We start from the raw sequence: 21,702 nt of genomic DNA, 5'->3' as shown, positions 1-21,702 counted from the left end.
AATAGAGACTAAAATACGAAGGGAACAAATGAATAAACTAAAACAAATTGTAAATGAGTATAAAGCTTCACCAAGTGTTGTGTATTTTTTACTTGAAAATAAACCTATAGCTATTGGAATTATTGCACTGTTAGCATTTACATTAAGGTTTTTTCTTTCTTTTCAGACTAAAGACCTTTTGGACTCGCTTTCTTCTGCCTTAGAGTTTGCATCGATAATATCTGCATCATTTATTGCTATTCTTATCTACTTTAAAGATTTTATAAATAAGCAGCTTATAACGAGTATATCTGTAACGAAACATACTGTAGTATTTGGGCTAGGGGAGTTTAGCACTGCTCTTTTAGAAAATGATATGCATTCACAAGAGAATAAATACATCATTTTTGAAAAGAATATGCAAAATGAAAAAATTGAACATTTCAGAAAGTCTGGCATGGGTGTTGTAGAAGGCGATGTATTTGATGAAGAGCAGCTCTCAAAACTAAACTTTGATACTATGGACTATGCAGTCATTGCGTTAGGCAATGACAGGCTTAATGTAGAGTTAGCTACCTTGATTATGGATTATTATGCGACTAAAGAAATAAAAAGCCCTATAAAGCTTGTCGTGCATATTATTAACCAAGACTTAAACGCAGTGTTTCATCAAAATATAGTTGCCACTTCAAATAAAGAGAGTCAAATAGACATACAAACATTTTCATTTTATGAAGCAGCTGCTGATACATTTTTTAGTGAAAATTATGTAGATGGACAAACAAATGAAATCATAGAAAGTAGTGAAGGTTATAATATTGCAATAGTCGGTGATGGTGAGTTAGCGCTAAACATGATTTATCAAATAGCGAAACTGGCTCACTTACCTAATGAAAACAAATTGACTATACACCTCGTGGATAAAAATGCGGATGTATTTAGAAAGAAAGTCATTAAAAGATACAGCGGTATCGAGCACGTGTTAGCACTTGAAGTAGTTGCTAAAAGTAGTGAGACGATAGAGTTCTACGATAACGAAGATCTGTGGTTTACGAACAACTTGACTCATGCCGTAGTCTGTTATGACGATGAAGAGAAAAATATTCAGATAGCTATAGATCTTTTTAACAAAACATATATAGCAGATGCTCATGATATGAAAACTCGCGTTAGCTTTGCAATATTTAACGCATATAAGATGAGTAATAAAATTAATGTTAACAAAGAGGCTTTCAAGCAGTTTTTCACATTTGGGAATGTTAAAGAGATATGTACTAGAGAAAACTTGTTAGATGAGAAAAATGACTTACTCTCAAAGCTAGTTCATAATGCATATGCGGATAATTACAAGCCTATGGATATTCATGACCTAAACGATATAGAAGTTCTAAAAAAGATTCATGACAAATGGTATGACTCCTCAAAATTAAGCGACAAACTCTCTAGTAAAGCACAAAGTAAACACATACCTATGAAGTTAAAAGCTTTGGGGCTACAACAAGTTAAATCCCAAAAGAGTCAGAATGAATTGCTTATGATAAATAGAGCTATTCTCGATGCTACATTGAAGCAAGATAGAAATAGTCTAAACTTGGATAATGAGCGACTTCAAAACTACTCTCATCAATTACCTAAGTTATGGGGAAGTGAGGAGGATAAAAATAGCATTGATATAATGTACTTTCCACAAGAGTATAAAACAATGTTTGAAAAACTCATACGAGCTGAACACAACCGTTGGAATGCATTTCATTACTTAAACGGATGGAAGTATAAAGAAGTGAAATCAAAACCAAAAAAAGAACATGACTGTCTCCTGCCACTAAAAGAGTTTAAAAAGAAAGAACTTCAACTAACTATTTTATATGACATGTATGCAATCTTATATATCCCTAACTATTTGGCTAATGCTGGGTATGAGATAGTTGAAGGTAAATATTGATGACTTATTTTTATGTATTACTATATTATCTATTTAAAGGAATACATTATTTGTCTTCTAGCAACAAAGCTGTATTCGCGATTTTACTATTTGCATATTTTTTAAGTTATTATGGAGTTTGGCAGAAGTCTATATGCCCATTGACCGAGATTGATGTAGATGATTATGGTTTTATAGGGGTGTTAGCTTTTGAAAACCTTTTTGTCGCTTTACCTGGTGAACTTGTTAATCAATATTCTATTCATGCAAACTTTATTGCTTATGGTGTAGTTGTATCAGCTATTTTATTTAAATTGTTTAAAAATGTTCTACACTCTCTACGAATTAAAATTATTGCAGATACAAAGCATAGCATTGTAATAGGTTTGGGAGAAAATAATCGTAAATATTTAGATAGTGAACTTAAGTGTGGCAATGAAAATAGAATAATTATCATCGAACCTGATAAAAATAACATATACATTCATGATTATAAAGACAAAGGCTTTGTTGTATTTATTGGTACTTTAGATATGTATAAAATAAACTATGTAACATTAGAGCATATTGTGGTATCAACAGGTAACGATAGAATGAATATTGAAATAGCTGGAACAATAATACATAAAATTCCAAAAGATATGTCTAAAGAAAAGTTTGGAAATACGACAGTGGTTCATATCCACTTAAATAATCAACAATATAAAGCACTTTTTCAACAAAAGATATTAAGTGTTAATAGAAACCTTCCATTAGAGTTTAAGGTCTACTCATTTTATGAGAATGCGGTTAGAGATTTATTTGAAACACATACTATTTTAGGCAACTACCATAATTTAGCCAGTGAGAGTACTCCTTATCACATAGTGCTTGTGGGAGATGGGAATTTAGCCGAAAGGATAGTGTATCACTTATGTCTATTGTCAAGTTTACCAAATGACAATCATCTTTCCATACACTGTATTGGAGAAAATTCTGAAAAGTTTATTCAAAAACTACATTCAATTTTCATGCAGCTACCAAAAATAGAAACAATTTCATTTATAGCTCATAAAACATCAATGGCTAAAATGGAGTTTTATGAAAACCCTATATGGAAGAAAGATAATTTAGCAAATGTAATAATATGTGATGATGATGAAAATCTAAACCTAGAATGTGTTGTTAATTTACATGATAAAATTTATTTGAAAGAATCTATTCAAAAAACAATGAGAACAAAAATACTCTTCGCAATGTATAATAATTTAGAACTAGGCCAAGCAATCAATGATAATAATGAGGAATTTAGCGAATATTACACCTTTGGTGATGCTAAAAAGATAACAAGTAGAGATTTCTTAATAGATGAAAAATATGAGGAAATTGCTAAGCTAATTCATTTTGGTTATGCAGAAGAATATAAAAAAGATATGCTTCTTCGTGTAAACGACAAAGATAAAAAGGAGCAGATTAGTGAAAAGTGGCATGACAGTACAACTCTAAATAAACGTGAGTCTAATCGTTCGCAAGCACTTCATATTAATACAAAACTGATGTCTTTGGGATTGAAAAAAGTAACTTCTACAGAATCTGCTGAAGAACTAATAAATCATAATCAAAAAATTCTCAGAATACATAAAGATGACTTTGCTCAAAGGTGGAGAATATTCAAAATAGTACAGTGGAAAAAATCCAAACCAGTTGAGTATAACTATATAAAAATATACTTTGACATAAATAAGGAAATTAAGTGTTTGTCTTCTAAACTATATAGTGAAGACCAACTAGATTTAAAAGTTTTTTTTGAATATATAATAAAAAGTAGTAGTAACTACTCAAAATTAGCAATATCTGAACATGAACGATGGAATGCATTTCATTATTTGAATGGTTGGACATATGATGAGAATGGTAGTGGAAAAAGTCAAATCAAAGAGCATAATTGTTTATTACCTATGAAAGAGTTTGCAGATATTGGTATTCAACAAACTGTTATATATGATTTATATTCTATTTTGTACCTTCCAAATTATTTAGCAAGTACTGGTTATAGAATCGTTCCAATAGAGGAGATTTCAATCGGTATAACTGGGGATAAAAATATAAATATGCAAGATGTAGAGTTACAACAAACCTTAACTAAAGAGCTGAAAAAAGTAATCAATAGTTATGGAAATATAAAGCTAATATCTCCACTTGCTGAAGGTGCAGATCGTTTGTTTGTCAATGTAGCATTCCAAGTTGATACACAAAAAATTAAGCAATTAATAGTACCAATGCCATTTGAAAAAGAAGATTATATGCAAGATTTTTTACAAATGTCATCTAAAATTGATTTTAATCACCATTTGAGAAATGATATTTGCAATGACTATTCACTTACTAATGGAAGTGAGAGAAAGCAAAAAAGCATTTATAAAACTGGACTTTGCGAGAAGATACTTAGAGCTATTGGAAAACTGTTTTGGAATAATGAAGTGTTACTTAATAAGGTAGAAATAGGACTATTATCTAATGCTCAAAATAAATTTGATACTAATCAGTATAAAAAATCTCGACAAGAAGTAGTAAATAAGTCTGATATTATATTTGCTATATGGGACGGTAAAAAAGCTAAAGGAGAAGGTGGCACAGCTAAAATTATAGAATATGCTATATCAAAAAGAAAAAGAATTATCTGGATTAGTCCAAATACTAATGAAGTTAATAGTAGTTCATATCCATATATTTGTTCAATAAAGGCAAAAAGTGACAAGTTCAAAAACATTTAGACTCTTTATAAGCTCGACATTTAACGACTTACAAGAAGAGAGAAACATACTCCAAGGTGAAGTCTTCCCTGAGATAAAAGCTTACTGTCAGTCTTACGGATACAGTTTTGAGCCTATAGATTTGCGTTGGGGTGTTAGCAGTGAGGCTGGGCTTGACCATAAAGCTATGCAGATATGTATAAACGAAGTTGAAAAGCTCGTAAACTATCCAAAACCAAACTTTTTGATAATGCTCGGAAGCAGATACGGCTGGATTCCAGCTCCTACGAACATCGAAGCACTTTACTTTGAGAAATTATTAGAGGTTGTAGAAGCTCACGAAAAAGAACTGCTCTCCAAGTGGTATATAAAAGATGAGAACAGCATTCCCCAAGAGTATGTCCTACAAGCCATAAACAGTGTACTGGACGAGACTCAAGACTATGTGAGTACCTGGAGCGAAGTAGAGAAAAAGATAGTCTCAAGTATCTTAGAACATAAACATATATTTCCTTCGCATCTTCACATAGGTAAGTCCGCAACCGAGCAAGAGATAATCAAGGGAGTTTTAAACTCCGCTCATATCATACAAACTAGCGACGACAGCGTTTTATGTATGGTACGAAACATCAGTAACATAGGTGAGGTAGACGATGCTGTTTTTTTAGAAGACAACAGAGAGAAACTTAACGACTTGAAAAGTAGACTGCAAGTATGCCAAGAACCAAAGGTAGAGTACTGCGAGTTAAACGCCAAGCTTGTAAAAAAAGAAGAGCAGTTCAAGCCTGACAAAGAGTACTTAGAAGACTATGCAATCGCCGTTAAAAGATTTTTAAAAGAGAAAATCGACAATGAGATAGGACAAGTGTCTTCGCAAACAGAAATGTTAGAAGATAAGATACATGAAAAGTTCAAGTCTGAAAGAGCAAAAGTTTTCATAGGTAGAGAAGATATCCTCGAGAAGATACAGAACTATGTAGAGAGTGAAGAGCAAAGTCCCTTTACAATATACGGAGAATCGGGAGTAGGGAAGTCTGCTCTTATGGCGAAGATCATAGCGACTATGGAAGAGACACTAGGTAGCACAAGAGTTCTCTATAGGTTTGTAGGCATCAGCGAACTCTCTTCTCAGCCAAAACAGTTGATAGATAACATGATATATACAATAGAGTCTTATATGGGAGATGAAAAAAGTGTAACGCCGAAAGACTACTCCCAGAGCATTAACCTTTTCATCAGAACGCTAAATAGGTTTTCGGAGCTCTCATCGGAAAAACTCGTAATCGTTATAGACGCTCTAGATCAGTTTGAGACGAAAAGTAGCTTGGAGTGGATAGAGTCGCAACTACCTAAAAACATAAAGATCATACTCTCGACACTCCCGTCTGAGTATGGAGACTACTACGGGATACTTAAGACTAAAGTCTCAAAAAAGAACATCTACAAAGTTGAAAAACTAAATGTCGTTGAGACTAGAGCTATAGTGGACGAATGGCTGAAGATAAACAAGAAAAAATTGACTCAGAAGCAGATGGAGCATTTACTAGCTCTCTTTGAAAAGAACGCGCTGCCGCTATACTTGAAGATCATATTTGACCAAGCTTTGAGTTGGAAGTCGTATGACAACGACTATAAAACGCTAAACGACGAAACCCTAGTAGAGGCCATACGAACGTACTTTAAAGAGTTGGAAGTGAAACACCACCACTCAAAGATGTTAGTTGAACATACTCTTGGTTATCTAAGTGCTTCTAAAAATGGTCTGAGCGAGCATGAACTTGTTAGTATACTCTCGTCTGACTACATAGTTATGGACGACATCTCCAACCCTTACCACAAACTCATCTCCACTTCGGGAGTAGACAAACTACCGGCTGCAGTATGGTCAAGACTATACTATGACCTACTCAAGTACTTCACATTTGTCGAGTTTGACGGTGTTTCGCTCATAAGCTTTTACCATAGAAAGATTAAAGAGTGCAGTAGAGACTACTACTATAGAACGAGTAAAGAGTTTTACCACACGAACTTGTTGGAGTACTTTTGGAACCAACCGCTCGTTCATGAAAAAAGTAGCGTGCTAAACTTTAGAAAATTGTCGGAACTTCCTTTTCACTGTCTAAAAAGCAACTCATACTCGAAGTTCATAGAGTTGTACCAAGTCGACTTTATGAGTAAAAAGGTGAACGCCGGACAAAAGGAGAATATGCTTCACGAGCTCTACGAATTTGTAGAGAGTCTTTTAAACAACGAAGAACTAAATGTAGAGTATAAAGACGAACTCATCGAAAAAGTAGTGCATACATTGTTCTCTTTTTTCATAGAGAAAGTAAAAGATCCGACGAGTCAGCTCATAAGTGTTGAAGACCTTCATGCCACTTATGTTTTTAAAAACAACGCGAAGTTGTACTTGAAGATACTAGAGGTGTTGGTAGCCGCGAAGGAGACTCAAAGTGAGTATAACTCGAATGTTATAGACTCATATATGGTGGCATTTAAAGCGAGAAAAGGAAACGTGCTTAGACGCGAGGCGAAGCTCAAAGAAGCAAATGAACTCTATGAAGAGATAATCGCTAACGACGGCATAAAAAAACTGCACAATCTAGAGCAGTCGACTATACTTTACGATGTAGGAACCATAGCTTACCTAAGAGGAGAGCCTGAAAAAGCATTAAAGTTTTTACAAGAGAGTATAAACGCAGCTGGTGATGGTGAAGTAAGTAGACAGATGAGTCTCATAAAGTATGGACAAGTAAGGTTTGTTTACTATAGAGACTATGAGCTGTTTGAAACTACACTAGGTACTGCGTTTGAAGTCTTTTGGAAGAGTAGGCTAGAGAACTTAAGTGCCAGAAGGTTTGTGAAGAACTTATACGCTCTATACTTTGACCTTTACTATGCTATGGAAGATGTAGAAAAAGCTAAACTCTACTTAGAGAAGTTTAAAAATGATGAAACATCGGTGTACAAAAGCATATGCTACATACCACAAGATAAGTCAGTTTATGAGAGCTCTGGGTGTACCGGTTTTACACCATACGAAGCGAGAATAAACATACTCGAAGGAAACTACGAAGAAGCAGTAGATATGTTTAAACGCTACATATACGACTATATGAGCGACTCTGATAGAGTAAATATAGAATTTATGGCAAAAGAGTACTTCGACTACTTAAAAGCTCTTAAAGAGCTTAACAGAATGGATGAATTTCACAAAGAATGTGAAATAGCACTAAAACTTCCAGATGAGCCGCTTAATGAGATATGGAAAAGGGAAATTTTGAAATTAAAAATATGATTTTTATTTCTTAAGATCTATTGATATTAGACTTTAACCTTTTTTATATTAAAATATTTTAAATTTATCCCAGCATTTAGCTCACCAGAGTTTAACTTAAAATACGAAAAATTACTAAATATATTTCGTTTCGTTAATACCTTAGATATAGTTCCTCCCTCGTACAGATTACTTCAGTGGTCAAATAAATTTAAGTTAGTGCATCTAGGAAACAGTATCGAACTTCCATCCAATGATGGTGAAATACACTCACTCAATGGCTATATAGATAATATGAAAGAGTTTATAGACTCAAAGGTGTTATCAACTTAATTAGATAAAAGTGACAAATCCCGTCTCAAAAAATGTATATCATTTTGTAGAAGGATTTAACATGGAATTATTTGAAATGCAGCGAAGAGAATTAGCAATAAGGAAAAAATTATTTATATATTCTGAGGGTGTATCAGAAGAGACCTTGCGGTTAGATTTTATAGGATTAGATTTTATATCATATTACTTTTTAATATGGATAAAATATTCATCTAAGAAATACGATAGGCAGAACCATTTAATTCAGAAAATTTATGGTAGTGAAGAAAAACTTTTAATTAAAAGAAAATCATTGTTAGAAAAAATTCAAGCTGCAGTTACCTCTAGTCTTGACATAAAAAAGCTTCAGAATCGAGGGTTTGAGACAGATAAGAATGATATGAAACTAATTAGTCTTAAAAAACAATACATACTTGCTATGTATAAAATGCTTGAATTTGAATTTGGGACAGGCGGGTATCTTCTAGAAATTGACTATTTAGCAGAATTCGAAGAATGGAAAAAGGATGTGAAATTAAATGGTTTAACGAAGTATATGCACTAGATTTAATGTAAGAGATCTTTCTCTTTCTCTGTCTCATCCCTTGGAACTGTATCCCCTAGCAGACAAGACTAATGGATAATTTTAAACTTCTTTTATGTTAACGGTTTAAATTGTTTGTTTTTTCTTCAGTTAAAAAATAACCTTGTTTTGATTCAGATTGAATATTGAGTCCAGGAAGCTTATCTCTTGTTCTACTTACAAGTCTTCTTAGAGAACTATCCGTAGTTAGATTACCTTCGTAAACATATTTACCTATCTCTTCTTTACTTACTATATTTCCAATATTTTTGAATAAAATCGATACTAAGAGCAGTTCTTTATCTGTAAGCTTAACAACCTGATCATTTTTCTTTAATAGCTTGTACTCAAAATTAAATTCATAATCTTGTAGTTGAATAATACTTGGAGTGCTATTAACTGGGTTTAGTTTAAGAGTTATCTCTGCAAGTGCAACAACGGCTTCGATATTACTATCTTCAAATGGTTTTGGCAGAAAGTTTAAAGGAGTAGCAGCCATAGACTCTTTTAAAATATCGGTTTCGTGGTGTGAAGTTACAAATATAGATGGAATGGAGTATCTATTCTTTAGAGCATTTGCACACTGTATACCATCTAGTGGACCATTTAACTCGATGTCCATAAATACAAAGTCTGGTTTATTGTTTTTTACAAAAGTCAAGGCTAAACTGGCATCGTCAAATGTAGCCAAAACTTCATGTCCAAGTCTCTCTAAGCACTCTTGTATCTGTGCGACTATCAAGAAGTCGTCTTCTACTATCAAAATTTTCATACTGCATCTTACTCAATTTATATAAATAAACGTAACAAATTTTGTCACAATTTTATTTTACACTTGTAAAATTCAAATTAGGAACACTTTAGCTACAATTGTAGCTCCAAAAAGGCAAAGTAATGTTAAAAATATTTTCAGGTTTACTCCTGCTATCCGTTTATGCAAATGCAGCTTCTTTTGAGCTGTATGAGCAGTTAAACTTATTGTTCTTAGGTGCATTTGGCATGATTGTGCTTTACAATCTAGCCTATTATCTTGTAATAAAAGACAAAGCTTATGCAGATTATTTTTTATTTCATGTGTTAGTATTTGTCATTATGCTTTTTTATACCGGTGTGTTTGACGATGGACTACTTGAGTTTAGCATGAAGGGTGTTCCCGTCGGGTTCTTTTTGTTAGCGGTTTTGGCACTCTTATCATTTAGTAGAAACTTTTTAAATTTGCAAAAAATTAACTCTAATGCAGATAAGTATATTATATATTTACAATACCCTCTTTTAGTCTTGTTTGCACTCTCTGTTTTTCCTATAACAAATACCATCAGCATAATCGTGAACATCGCTATTGTATATATCATCTTACTCGCTTTTTTACTTGTGGGAATTTCATCTTATCTTAGTTTAGCGAAAAAAGAAGTTTATGCTTATTTTTATCTTGTTGGTTTAATGGGTCTACTTATCTCGGTTATCATCGCTTTTTTAAGTTACTTCGATGTTCTCGACTTAAGTCCAAAAATGACTTATATTATTGAATTTTCTCTTCTTTTAGAATCGATTATATTCTCATTTGCAATTTCTTACAAACACAAAGATGGGATATTAAAACTAAGACAGAACGAACTTCTGTTTAAAGAGCTGTCTCATAGAGTTCAAAATAATCTACAGTCTATCATAAGTATCCTCACACTACAACAAAGTAGAGTTAAAGAGATTGATGTTAAAGAGTATCTACAAGACACAATAAGCAGAATTCGTAGCATCTCCCTTATGCATGAAAACCTTCAAAATTCGAAACATGTTGGGGCAGTAAACATGAGCGAGTATCTAGATGCCATGCTTGAACCATACAAGGTGTTAAACAAAGAGATAACATTTACACTGAGTTGCAAAGAAGATCTGTTTTTAAGTGTTGAAAAACTTACTCCATTGGCTCTTATAATCAACGAACTAATAACAAACTCTATAAAACATGCTTTTTTAAACATTGAAGATCCAAAAGTCTCCATTACTCTAAAAAAAGAAAATACCTATTCATTCATATATGCAGACAATGGTGTTGGGTATGACAAACACAATAAATCTCTAGGGAGTCTACTAATTCAAAATTTATCCACATCGCAGCTAAAAGGTGAATATTCAGTTGACTCAAAAGAGAAGTATCTCTTTTCATTGAAATTTTAAAGTAAGGGATTCAGCTCTTTAACGAGTTGAATTATTTATTATCTTCTCCTTTCATCTGGAACCATCTAAAATACTCTATATAAGTGCGAATAAATACATCAAATCCTATTGTGTGACACTACTTGTCATATTGTTTGAATAAACTACATCATAACAAAACTTAAAGGTTGAAACTATGAAGTTAGATCCACTAGAAGAAGCAGTAAAATTAAAAAAAGCATTACAGTGCCAAATATATGGACAGAATCTTGCGATTGATGCAGTGGTCGATAGTGTAAAAAACAGAATAGTCGATCCAAAAGAGACTCCAAAGCATATTTATTTTTTTCTTGGACCTCCAGCAACTGGTAAAACTTATATGTCACAGGTAATGGCTCAAAATTTCGAAGGCTATAGCTTTTATGAAACGAGTATGAGTGACTATCAAACTCACAACGACGGACAGAACCTATTTGGAACCGATAAAGGTTATGGTACCGAAAGCATCGGAGATTTAACAGGGTTCGTTCGTGAGAATCCAAAAACCGTGATTTTAATAGACGAGTTTGAAAAGGCACATACAATAGTTCAGAGAAAATTTTTACCTATGTTGAGCGCTGGATACTTGATAGATGCTCTTGGATGGATTCCCGCATCACTTGACGAAGACGAATTTGACATATTCAATTCAAATGATGAGGATCATAAGAGAAGGGTCACTGAGCGAATAACAAAAGTTGATTTTACACAAACTATAGTAGTATTTACTTCTAATCTTGGCTCGTCTCTTTACAACAATCAAGATTTTTTAAACTCAATAGACACTGACAAGTATCAAGCAGAATCCATGATTCTTCAAGAGTTAGCTCACGAGAAGAAAAGAGAAGCAAATGTAGAAATACCGGCAATAGTGCCAGAGATGCTTTCGCGTTTGTCACAAGGGAAAATAGTGTTGTTTAACAAACATAGTATGAAATCCTTAAGAGAAATAGCGGCCGATGCATTTACAAAACAGTTGAGAGAACTGACGTCAAAATACGATTTAAAATTCACATACAACTCCAAAAGTATACCTTTTATTCAATCTCAACTTCTATGTTTCGCTCCAGAGATAGATGCTAGAAGAGTAAAAGCCAAAATTTATGAACAGTTTGCAGATAAGTTGACAAATTATCTTTTAAAATACAACTTGTCATGGAAAGATGTAAGCAAGATTGAAATTATAGTCAGTAAAAATGTAATGGATTACTCTAAAAAGAACATAGCTTCTGGGATGCACGATGGCTCTCTTTTGAAGTACCTCTTTAGAAAAAATATGACTCTGAAACTTACCGATCATGTAGAAAAAAAGGGAGATAGTTTAATATATTTTATCGACAATATTGAGTTTAAAAAAGTCGAAAAAGTTGTTGATACAGTTGGTGATGGTTCCATATCTTTTGAAGTCCCGAAGACTTCGTTTGGAGACATAGATGGTCATATTGAACAGATAGAGAGATTAAAAGAGATAGCAAACCTTTTGAAAAACCCAGATCAACTTAAACTTTTTGATGCAAAAATTCCAAAAGGAATGTTACTTTATGGGAAACCCGGAACAGGAAAAACAATGATGGCGAAAGCTTTTGCGAATTATGCAGACTTGCCCTTTATAGAAACTACGGCAAATGATTTAATGGACTTTGCAAACAATGATTACTCAATGATGAAAAAAGTATTTCAAAGAGCTAAGGATTATGCGCCTTCTATTATATTTATAGATGAAATAGATACTTTTGGAAATCGAAATGATACGAAGTCACCAGCTGCAATTAATGAATTATTAACACAGATCAATGGATTCTCGGATGAAACTGAAGATAATGTGTTCATAATAGCTGCAACAAACTACAAAGAGAAGATAGACGAAGCAATTTTACGTGCTGGTCGAATTGAACTTCAAGTAGAGGTTCCTGTTTTAGACAAAGTAGGGCGCAAAGCTTTTATGAAAAAAATATTAAAAAGACCAACTTCAAATGACATAGACATTGAAAAACTTGTTATGTATACATCTGGAATGACAGGTGCAGAACTTGAAAAAGCTGTTAATGAAAGTTCTTTATATGCCATACGAAATAATCTGAAGCAATTAACTCAAGAGATAGTTATCGAACAGATAAACATAGAAAAATATGGTAAAAAAGTTTTAAGTGAAAGTCAAAAAAATAGTCTTTCTTCAACAGCTTTTCATGAAGCGGGGCATGCTGTAATCTCTAATGCATTGATGTCTAAACTTAAGATTGAACAGGTGACTATAACTCCAAGAGAAAATGCTTTGGGCTTTGTCTCTTTTAATCTGGAAAATGCAAATGCAAACATGTCAAAAAAAGATATGGAATCTCAAATATGCATAGCTTTTGCTGGGAGAATGGCTCAGATGAAGAAGTATGGAGATGATGCATGTGATACAGGAGCGATTTCAGACCTCGATATGGCAACTAAACTTGCATATAAAATGATTGCTTACTATGGAATGGATAAAGAGTTAGGTTTCATCAGTTTACAGTCAGTTACACTTTCTGACATTCAAAAAAGTGTTATAGATTCAAAGGTTGTACTACTTTTAGAGAGGTTAAAAGGTGTAACACAAGCCTTGATTGATCAGAATTGGAAAAGCATTACAAGGGTTGCGAATGTTCTACTGAGTCAAGAGGTTATTCATGAAGAGCAACTAGATAAAATAATGACTCAAAAAATGGTTAGTTGATTTAGTTATAGCTGTTAGGTGAAAGTTCAAATTAATAGATTATTTCTAATTATATCTCTTTAATCAGGACTTTTAGGTCAAAAAGTGCTTGTTCTATCTTCTATTAATCCAACTACTATCAAAGCTACTTCATAGGATTTACTATCTATCGTCTCTTGATATAAACTTTTCTCTTAAATAAATTCAATGTGATTGCTAGGGGATACCTGCATAATAAGGTTTACAATTTATAAGATGGTTAAGATAGGAATATTCCCTATAACCTAGATTAAATTCAATTAAGTAATTTACTTAAATTATGATTATTATCTGCCGGAGGCTTACATGCAAAAGAGTTAGCTGCTTAATATTACTTAGAACTGTTTGTTTCTGAGGTGTTTAGAGTGTTTAAGAATCCTATTCAAGATTGTTGTAGAAGAAATCGATGCTTATACAAATCAATTTTCTATCAACAGATCAGATGTAATTACCGAAGCAATTACATCGTATATTAGTGAGCAAAAAGCCAATTATGTTTTATAGTTATTTTGATGCAGCATCGAAGGAATTAAAGAAGTCACTTGATGAGTTAACTAATGAACTTGAACATTAAAACTCTTAGTTGTTTTCAAAAAGATGTTAAGAGGCTTTATAAAAAATACAAACAGCTACCAAGTGATTTAAAAGTATTAAATAAAGAACTATTAGAAAATCCTAAATCTGGAATAGAACTTGGCCATGAATGCTATAAAATAAGACTAGCCAATAGTTCAAATCCTACAGGTAAAAGTGGTGGATTTAGAGTTATTTATTACTACATAGATGAAGACAACAACTTATATCTTATGAGTATGTACGCAAAAAGTGAATTAGAAAATATTGATGATAAAATTATTTTTAATATTTTTAAAGAGAATAACTTATTATAATTAGATAGAATAATTATGATATCATCTTACAAAATGATACAGTAAAAAAAGGATTATTTATATGAAAAATCACCTAGTTAATTTACTAAGTATAGTAGTCTTGGTTACGATAGGCTTCATAACTTTTAGCTTGTTTTTTTACAATCAAGTATCAACTACATATGCACAAGAAATTATAGCAGGCTTCATGGGTGCAATAATTACTGTAGTGATTACAGCTATGCTCTTAAGACAGCAGTCATCAAATGAAATTTTAAAGGAAAAGAATGTTGCCGTCTTTAATGCAAAATTGAAATACTACGAAGGGTTTATAGAATTTTTAACTATTAAATTTATAGATGATGGAAAATTAGATGACAATGAAGAAAAGCTCTTTAGAGAATGGGTAATGAAAGTTTCATTAATTTGTGGGAAAGAAGTTTCTGACACAATTGACAAATTCTTTTTACAGTCCCATATTTTTCGTAAAGTTTCATTTAAACAGTTTACAATCGATGAAAAAAAAGATTTTGTTGCATGGTATAAAGAACAATATGGTGAAACATGTTTAATAAGCAAAGATGGTGAATCCTGTGAAAAATTTGTTGGGATTGGCGGCCTTATCTCACATATGAAGCATGATCTTGGAGAGATAGAGATAACCAGTAAAGAAGACATACTTTCTAGTAAAATGGTAATAGATCATATAATGGCAAGTAAATTTAATAAAATTATTAAAATATAGTAGCCTGCAAAGCTTTTACTTTGTCTAGTTTATAGGGAACATTCCAATAAGCTTTTATGGGAATCTGTAAGTGACTCTATGATAAAAAAATCAGCGAAAGAGTAAAGATGGGAAGATGAGATTCGCTTAAGCCTTCTAGCTGTACTCACAGCTAAACTTTCAGGCCATAAATATTTAAAACAACTCATGAGATATTCAAAAATCTCTCCAGATGCTCGACAGGAAGTAGTACAAGCTATATTTTGAATACTTATCGTTACAGCAGTTTTAACTCTTACCTAGACAAAAGAGTGAGGAAACTGTAGTTAAAGAGCTGTACTGAGCTTTATTTTGAGTTATATAGCCTTCATTAAGCACTTCGCTACATGAAGCTGATCAAGGTGAAAAAGATCTCTGTAGTAGAGGAAATTTATTGAGATTATTTCACTAGTTGAACTCTAGCCTATAAGAATGATTTTACCAATGCATAAAATTCACTATAGTTTTAGTGCTTTTCAAGTAATTCACCTTTTGAACTCCAAATAAATGATATATTATCTACTGACGATGAAATAATCCTACCATCAGCCAATATCTCAACGATATTAATTGGGCTAGTATGGCCCTCCATAACAACTAAAGGCTTTCCGCTTGACGACCATAGTCGTAATGTATTATCATATGAATATGAAAGGATTCTTCCATCGTTTAATATCTCTACACCATTGACACAATCACTATGGCCGCACATAATAGCTACAGCCATTCCATCAGGACTCCATAGTCGTAATGTAGTATCCCATGAATATGAAAGAATTCTATTATCATTTAATATTTCTATCCCATTGACCCTATCGGTATGACCTTGCATAATAACCAAAAGTATTCCATCTGGGCTATATATGCGCATGGTCGCATCATTTGAATATGAAAGAATTCTACCGTCATCCAAGATTTGAATACCATTAATCAAGCCCGTATGTCCTTCGATAATACTTTGTAACTCCCCTTTCTTGCTCCATATAAATATATTTCTTCTATCTGAAGAAAGAATACTCCCATTTGGCCACGATTCGATAAAACTAATATTTTGATATTTTGAATCCATCTTGATCGAGTTGGATTTCATTAAAAAATCCAAAATATCTTTATACACAAGCTCTTTATTATTGGAAAACATTTCTTTTATAAAACAAATATCTTGCAATATTATCTCAAGTTTATCATATGCTTTTATTTCGTAAAGTGCCTGTAACAGGTAATGTTCATAATGAGTTAGAAATTTTTTTTGATCTTCTTGGTATAGTTGCCAAAGCTTATTAGCAAGAAGCTGATTTCCCTTATTAATGTCAGCGGAGTAGTCACCACTAATACTATAATCACTCAGCCAATCAAATAAAGATTTATGATAAAAAGTGATAAGTGAGTTATGCTCTTCTAATAAAGAACCAAAGCTTGCTCTTTTTTTATTATACTCACGCTCACCCATCTCTAAAATATAAGTGATTAAAAATGAAGGTAGTCCTTCTTGGGAAGAAACAATTATGCTCACTAAGTCAAGAAAGACCTCTTCATACAGCTCAATATCATCAAATTTCCGCTCAAAGAACTGCTGATAAAAGCCTTCCATACCTATAGGTAATTTTTCAATATCTTCAATCCTAAAATCATCATCTTTTATATTTTCCAGCTCTAGCATCTTTTTAAGAAAAAGTATATTTCCTTCACTTTTGTTCAACAATGCTTGCACTTTAGAAGCTTCTAGTTCTGGAAGAGTTTGAAAGATAAACTTTTCAAGGTCATCAAAATTCTCTCGATTATTGGCTTTAAGTTCAATTGGATTAAACTTTTTTAATTTACGCATTAATTCCGGTTCAGGCCTACTTGTAACAATTATATTTAGCCACTCTGGTAAAGCAGAAAAGTGGTTAGAGATAAGTTCCATAATAGGGTTTTTTTCGTCGCCGTCCTTTGCTTCATCCAAGGCATCGATAATAAAAAATCTATCTTTTTCTGGTCTCTTAATTTTATCTAATGGTTCCAGTAAAATCTGTTTAAAAATATTTTCTGCACTGCCTTGTATTTTTTCTTTAAAATTTATACCTAATAGCATTTCATAATACTCTGGAATCTGTGTACTAAGTTCATAAATAAGTACTTTAAGCATATGAATAGGGTCTCTTGATTCTCTATAGTCATGCTGACAGAAGTGAACACTTGTAGAAGAAGGATGCTTCTCGCTTAAAAAAGTTGACAAGGCACTCTTACCATAGCCAGCTTCAGCGGTAATCCATAAAACTCTTGAATTTTTCTCTTCTTTGAGCCAACGATCAACTTCAATATAAATCCATTCACGTCCTACAAACCCATGAATATGCTTAGCTATAATTGTATCTGATTTAAGTGGATCAAGAACACTCAATAATGCTGTATGACCCCCTTCAAATCCAAGCTTTTTTCTCTCATTAAGCACGGAAAGAATCTCTTTAATTTTCGTATCATAATCAATAACATGCTGAAGGTCAAGATACTGAATACGAGAAATAGAAAGAGGGGCAACTTCAAAATCAACCATAATAGGAGCTATAGGCTTTCGCAAACTAAGTCCAAAAGACAATTCATTTAAACAGTATCCATCAGGTCTTCTTGCTGAATAAGGTGTTATAAAAAAAAGTATCCAATCTGACTGGGAAATATTTTTTTCTAGTTGAAGCTCCCAATCTACTCCAGTTTGGAGTTGTTCAATGTCCATTAAAACATTAAAGCCTTCCTTCTCTAGGGTTGACTTTACTTTCTTAACAAGTTCTACGTGCTGAGGGTTTTTCACATCACGTCCGTAAGATATAAATATAGTTTTTTTTATCATTAATTGCCTCTCAAATTTTTTTTTGGTATATTTTTTGTTTTATTTGTCCATATGAGAAAAATACTTTCATTTATATACCCTTTTATTAAAGATGTTCAATCAATATATTGAACAAAATATTTTATCATTTACTACTTAAGTGATAATCTTATATCTTTAATAAGACAGGGTATGTCTTATTTATTGATTTATATGTAACAATTTCTCGGCAGCAATATAACAGCCACACATCTAAAAATACTTCAAAACCAGCGGGTGACTAGACTGAAGCTATAAAAGTACTAAGTGAGTCTATACTAAAAGGTAATCGTTACCAAACACTCGAAGGTGTAACAGGTAGCGGTAAAACACACACTATGGCAAGAGTTATAGAGAATGTAAAAATGCCTACTATAGTTATGACTCATAACAAAACTCTAGCAGCTCAATTATATTCTGAGTTTAGTCAACTCTTCCCAAACAATCATGTCGAGTACTTTGTTTCGTACTATGATTATTATCGGCCGGAGGCTTACACACCTCGTCAGTTAAGCGCATAGTCACGATTAGCTATTCGTTTCTGTGCTGTTCAAGGTGTTGCAGTAGCCTATAAAAAATTGTTTTACTGTTTTCTTGGTGAAAATTGGAATTTTAAAATACATTTAAATGTTATTCTCAATCCTTGGAAAATATATATTTCTAAAATAATAAACTGCATTTTCAAAATCTTTTTTACTGTTTTCATCATATTCTAGATTAATTACTCTATACTCTAAATATTCTATAAACAGTTGTTTTTGTTCTGTATATTCTTGAAAAGATTTGTGCAGTAATTTTATAAACCTTGGGTCAAGAGATTTTTCTATATGATCATATAAAATTTTATGATTAAGTTTGAACTCAAAACCTAGTGCATCATAATCACAAAAATAAAACAATTTTGCTATTGCGATTTTGGCTGTGCCATGACTGATTTCTTGAATCTTTATATGCCCGCTCTTATTATCAACCATTCTACTTTCCTAATATATATATGAAATAACTACTTTTCTAAAAACTTTATTTTATTTCTTCCGCTGTTCTTTGCATCATAAAGTAATCCATCAGCTTTTTCTACAATGTTATGGAGTATGTATTCTTTGCTTAAATAAAGTCCAATGGAGATAGTGACAGTTATATCTCCATTATCAGTAGATATAACCTTACTTTCAATCTTTTTTCTGAACTCTTCAAATATTTCAACTACTTTTTCAGTTTTGATATTACTTAAGAGTACAGTAAACTCTTCACCACCGACTCTTGCTACAAGGTCGCTTTTTCTAAAGTGTTCTTTAAATATTTCAGAAACACTTACTAAAACTTTATCACCTATATGATGCCCATATGTATCATTTATTTTTTTAAAAAAGTCTATGTCTAACATTGCACATGCAACATTTGAGTCTTCTTTTTTAGCTAAAATACAAATTTCACCGCCAAGTGACTCAAAAGCTCTTTTGTTATACATTTGAGTAAGGTGGTCTGTCATAGCACTTTGTTTATTTACATGTATAAACTCCAAAGTATCTAATGATTGCATTACGCGTAAGTTAAACTCTTCACTTATAAAGGGCTTTGTTATAAAGTCATTGGCACCTTTTTTTAAAAACTCTATCGCTAGACGACTAGAGTGCCCATGTTCCGTTACCCCAATAATTGCTAAGTTGTCTTTTGAGTGTATTTTTCTCAATTTTAAAATAACGTCCGTACCTGTTTCACCATCAAGAGACTGATCTACAATCACTAAACCAATATCTTTATTCTTTTGAAGTAATCTCTCTATTTCTAGAGTGTTTTTTGCTTCAAATGAATCAATATTAAATTTTTTAAGAAGATTGACCTGTGTCGCTCTAGCAGTTTTATTTCCATCGGCTACTATTGCTTTTACAACTTGGTTTTTATATGTTCTTTCAATCATCTGCAATATATATGTATAATCAATGCCTTCATTATTTACAACATAATCTAAAGCACCGTTAAAGACAGTTTCTTCAGCTATGTTTTCATTATAAACTTCTGAAAAAACTATTGTAGGTATATCATTTTGCATCAACAGATCAAGAGCATTTGACTCAAGATCATTAGCAAGTATATGATCGTGTAATACTATAAAAATATTTTCTTTTTCAAGATCTAATATATTTTTTAACTCTTTAAAATTACTCACTCCAATTGACTCATATCCAAGAACAGAGACTTGGTCTATATGTTGTTGTAACAACTCACTATTATCTTCTACAAGTAAGATTTTATTTTTCACTTTTATATCCCTTTAAACTTAGTGACACAGTTAAACATAAAATTTATTTATTTTTATTTAAAGCTTCTGAAACCCTATCTATTATGGGTGAAATTGTAGACATTAGTTGTGATTGATCATTATAAAAACTCAAATTTGCTCCATTAAACATTTTTGAAACCGCTCCTGCAATTTCAGGAATCTGTTCTAGCGGTAAAATGTCTTTTCTCACTTTATTTCTTTCGATTTCTTCAACAAGGTTTGCTTTGGCTTTAACTAGGTTGAGTTTTTCTTTAAACTCATAAACTTCCAACTTTTTTTGCATCAGCGTCATTTTCTGTTCTGATTCAAAAAGTTTAAAAGGAAGAGTATCCTCCATCTCTTTTCTTTTATTTTTTAATGCAAGTTCTTGTCTTTCTCCGTCAATTTTCATACGTTCTTTTTGATGTTCAAACTCATCACGTTTTAATCTAAGCTTAGAAGCGGCATCTTCTTGCTCTATAGCTTCTAAAGTTTTAATGTTTGATAGTTCACTATTTGCACGAAGTTTATTTCTAACCTCTGCTTCAAGCTGTTGTCTTACATCTTCTTCTACGATAAAGACCTGTGCTACTTGAACAACATTTATCGCTATGCCACAAGTATCTGTGATTGTTTCAAGCTCCTGAACTATTGCGTCTTTAAGTGTTGTTTTTCTCTCGTTTATACAGTCTTGCATATTCATATGAGATACTTTATCTCGTAATTCGCCAAGAGAAACATTGGCTAGAAGATGATTTATTTCAGCCCGTCCATCATTTGAAAAATCAAACCTTTGTGCTGCTACTTCAGGTTTGTCAATATGATAAACCACTATACCTTTAAAGCGTAGAGCTATCCCGTCTTTTGACTCTTGCGTCATAGCAAACTCTGCTTCTATTTGTGTGCTTGGTATCATAATAGAAGATTGACCTGGCCATATAAACTTACTTCCAGCAACTCCAAGACTTTGAATATTCCCAGCTTTAGCTACTACTAGATACTCATTTGGTTTAGCTTTTACAAATTCCATTTGGAACCTCCATATTTTAAGTATAAAAATTATAGAACTAGTTTGGGACAGGTTGTGTCATATAAATATCTTTTACACTGAGTGATAACTTAAATTCATACTATTTATAATACAATCCTACAAAGCTGTTTGCATTTGTAATATAAAATTATGGAACAATGACATATATCATTTAAAGATTTTATATTAATAGACTATATAGGGGACAATCCCTAT

General features: G+C 32.4%; 13 protein-coding genes and 1 pseudogene. 9 read left to right on the top strand and 5 right to left on the bottom strand.

Features of this window, described 5'->3' with window-relative positions; all coding sequences use genetic code 11:
* The first annotated feature begins 28 nt into the window (after positions 1–28).
* From GJV85_RS08690 to GJV85_RS08675, 4 genes are all read left to right on the top strand, one after another.
* Positions 29–1,921 carry an NAD-binding protein gene (locus GJV85_RS08690; RefSeq protein ID WP_207560999.1) on the top strand — a complete coding sequence of 631 codons (1,893 nt, stop codon included), beginning with the start codon at positions 29–31 and terminating at the stop codon, positions 1,919–1,921.
* A 50-nt stretch (positions 1,922–1,971) separates the two neighbouring features.
* A complete protein-coding gene (locus GJV85_RS08685) occupies positions 1,972–4,653 on the top strand; it encodes a hypothetical protein (protein ID WP_207560998.1) in 2,682 nt (893 codons plus the stop codon).
* Positions 4,631–7,930 carry a P-loop domain-containing protein gene (locus tag GJV85_RS08680; RefSeq protein WP_207560997.1) on the top strand — a complete coding sequence of 1,100 codons (3,300 nt, stop codon included), beginning with the start codon at positions 4,631–4,633 and terminating at the stop codon, positions 7,928–7,930. Before GJV85_RS08685 ends, GJV85_RS08680 begins: the two co-directional genes overlap by 23 nt.
* Positions 7,931–8,303: 373 nt before the next feature.
* Entirely contained in the window at positions 8,304–8,786 is a 483-nt protein-coding gene (locus tag GJV85_RS08675; protein WP_207560996.1) for a hypothetical protein, read from the top strand.
* Positions 8,787–8,883: 97 nt separating this feature from the next.
* Here GJV85_RS08675 and GJV85_RS08670 read toward each other — a convergent pair whose 3' ends face one another.
* Positions 8,884–9,576 carry a response regulator gene (locus GJV85_RS08670; protein WP_207560995.1) on the bottom strand — a complete coding sequence of 231 codons (693 nt, stop codon included), beginning with the start codon at positions 9,574–9,576 and terminating at the stop codon, positions 8,884–8,886.
* Between the two features lie 122 nt (positions 9,577–9,698).
* On the opposite strand from GJV85_RS08670, the gene GJV85_RS08665 reads away from it, so the two are divergent.
* The 4 genes from GJV85_RS08665 (at position 9,699) to GJV85_RS08650 (ending at position 15,333) form a co-directional block, all read left to right on the top strand.
* A complete protein-coding gene (locus GJV85_RS08665; RefSeq protein WP_207560994.1) occupies positions 9,699–10,979 on the top strand; it encodes a sensor histidine kinase in 1,281 nt (426 codons plus the stop codon).
* Between the two features lie 175 nt (positions 10,980–11,154).
* Positions 11,155–13,701, top strand: a complete 2,547-nt coding sequence (locus GJV85_RS08660; RefSeq protein WP_207560993.1) for an AAA family ATPase — start codon at positions 11,155–11,157, stop codon at positions 13,699–13,701.
* A gap of 575 nt (positions 13,702–14,276) precedes the next feature.
* The gene (locus GJV85_RS08655) at positions 14,277–14,609 is read left to right on the top strand and encodes a type II toxin-antitoxin system RelE/ParE family toxin (protein WP_207560992.1); all 333 of its coding nucleotides are present in this window, start codon (positions 14,277–14,279) and stop codon (positions 14,607–14,609) included.
* A gap of 61 nt (positions 14,610–14,670) precedes the next feature.
* Complete coding sequence (locus GJV85_RS08650) at positions 14,671–15,333, top strand: hypothetical protein (protein ID WP_207560991.1); 663 nt, start codon at positions 14,671–14,673, stop codon at positions 15,331–15,333.
* A 484-nt stretch (positions 15,334–15,817) separates the two neighbouring features.
* On the opposite strand, the gene GJV85_RS08645 is transcribed toward GJV85_RS08650, so the two are convergent.
* A complete protein-coding gene (locus GJV85_RS08645; RefSeq protein WP_207560990.1) occupies positions 15,818–18,178 on the bottom strand; it encodes a P-loop domain-containing protein in 2,361 nt (786 codons plus the stop codon).
* Between the two features lie 272 nt (positions 18,179–18,450).
* On the opposite strand from GJV85_RS08645, the pseudogene GJV85_RS08640 reads away from it, so the two are divergent.
* Positions 18,451–18,705, top strand: a pseudogene (locus GJV85_RS08640) (DEAD/DEAH box helicase family protein); the annotation flags it as partial.
* A gap of 114 nt (positions 18,706–18,819) precedes the next feature.
* Here the strand turns inward: GJV85_RS08640 and GJV85_RS08635 are convergent.
* The 3 genes from GJV85_RS08635 to GJV85_RS08625 are packed head-to-tail and all read right to left on the bottom strand — an operon-like array spanning position 18,820 to position 21,486.
* Positions 18,820–19,170: a hypothetical protein gene (locus GJV85_RS08635; protein ID WP_207560989.1), complete on the bottom strand. Its 351-nt coding sequence runs from the start codon at positions 19,168–19,170 to the stop codon at positions 18,820–18,822.
* 29 nt (positions 19,171–19,199) lie between these two features.
* A complete protein-coding gene (locus GJV85_RS08630; protein WP_207560988.1) occupies positions 19,200–20,456 on the bottom strand; it encodes a GGDEF domain-containing response regulator in 1,257 nt (418 codons plus the stop codon).
* A gap of 43 nt (positions 20,457–20,499) precedes the next feature.
* Positions 20,500–21,486, bottom strand: coding sequence for an SPFH domain-containing protein (locus tag GJV85_RS08625; protein WP_207560987.1), 987 nt, complete (start codon positions 21,484–21,486; stop codon positions 20,500–20,502).
* Between the last annotated feature and the right edge of the window lie 216 nt (positions 21,487–21,702).

The sequence above is a fragment of the Sulfurimonas aquatica genome (genome assembly GCF_017357825.1).
Taxonomy (GTDB): Bacteria; Campylobacterota; Campylobacteria; order Campylobacterales; family Sulfurimonadaceae; genus Sulfurimonas; species Sulfurimonas aquatica.
The sequence above is the reverse complement of the archived record's forward strand: the minus strand, read 5'-3'. Positions and strand labels throughout refer to the sequence as shown.

Bases quoted from the DNA above. Each gene is read 5' to 3' on its own strand.
- GJV85_RS08690 (WP_207560999.1), top strand. From the start codon at position 29: ATGAATAAACTAAAACAAATTGTAAATGAGTATAAAGCTTCACCAAGT.
- GJV85_RS08675 (WP_207560996.1), top strand. From the start codon at position 8,304: ATGGAATTATTTGAAATGCAGCGAAGAGAATTAGCAATAAGGAAAAAA.
- GJV85_RS08670 (WP_207560995.1), bottom strand. From the start codon at position 9,576: ATGAAAATTTTGATAGTAGAAGACGACTTCTTGATAGTCGCACAGATA.
- GJV85_RS08665 (WP_207560994.1), top strand. From the start codon at position 9,699: ATGTTAAAAATATTTTCAGGTTTACTCCTGCTATCCGTTTATGCAAAT.
- GJV85_RS08660 (WP_207560993.1), top strand. From the start codon at position 11,155: ATGAAGTTAGATCCACTAGAAGAAGCAGTAAAATTAAAAAAAGCATTA.
- GJV85_RS08655 (WP_207560992.1), top strand. From the start codon at position 14,277: ATGAACTTGAACATTAAAACTCTTAGTTGTTTTCAAAAAGATGTTAAG.
- GJV85_RS08650 (WP_207560991.1), top strand. From the start codon at position 14,671: ATGAAAAATCACCTAGTTAATTTACTAAGTATAGTAGTCTTGGTTACG.
- GJV85_RS08645 (WP_207560990.1), bottom strand. From the start codon at position 18,178: ATGATAAAAAAAACTATATTTATATCTTACGGACGTGATGTGAAAAAC.
- GJV85_RS08635 (WP_207560989.1), bottom strand. From the start codon at position 19,170: ATGGTTGATAATAAGAGCGGGCATATAAAGATTCAAGAAATCAGTCAT.
- GJV85_RS08625 (WP_207560987.1), bottom strand. From the start codon at position 21,486: ATGGAATTTGTAAAAGCTAAACCAAATGAGTATCTAGTAGTAGCTAAA.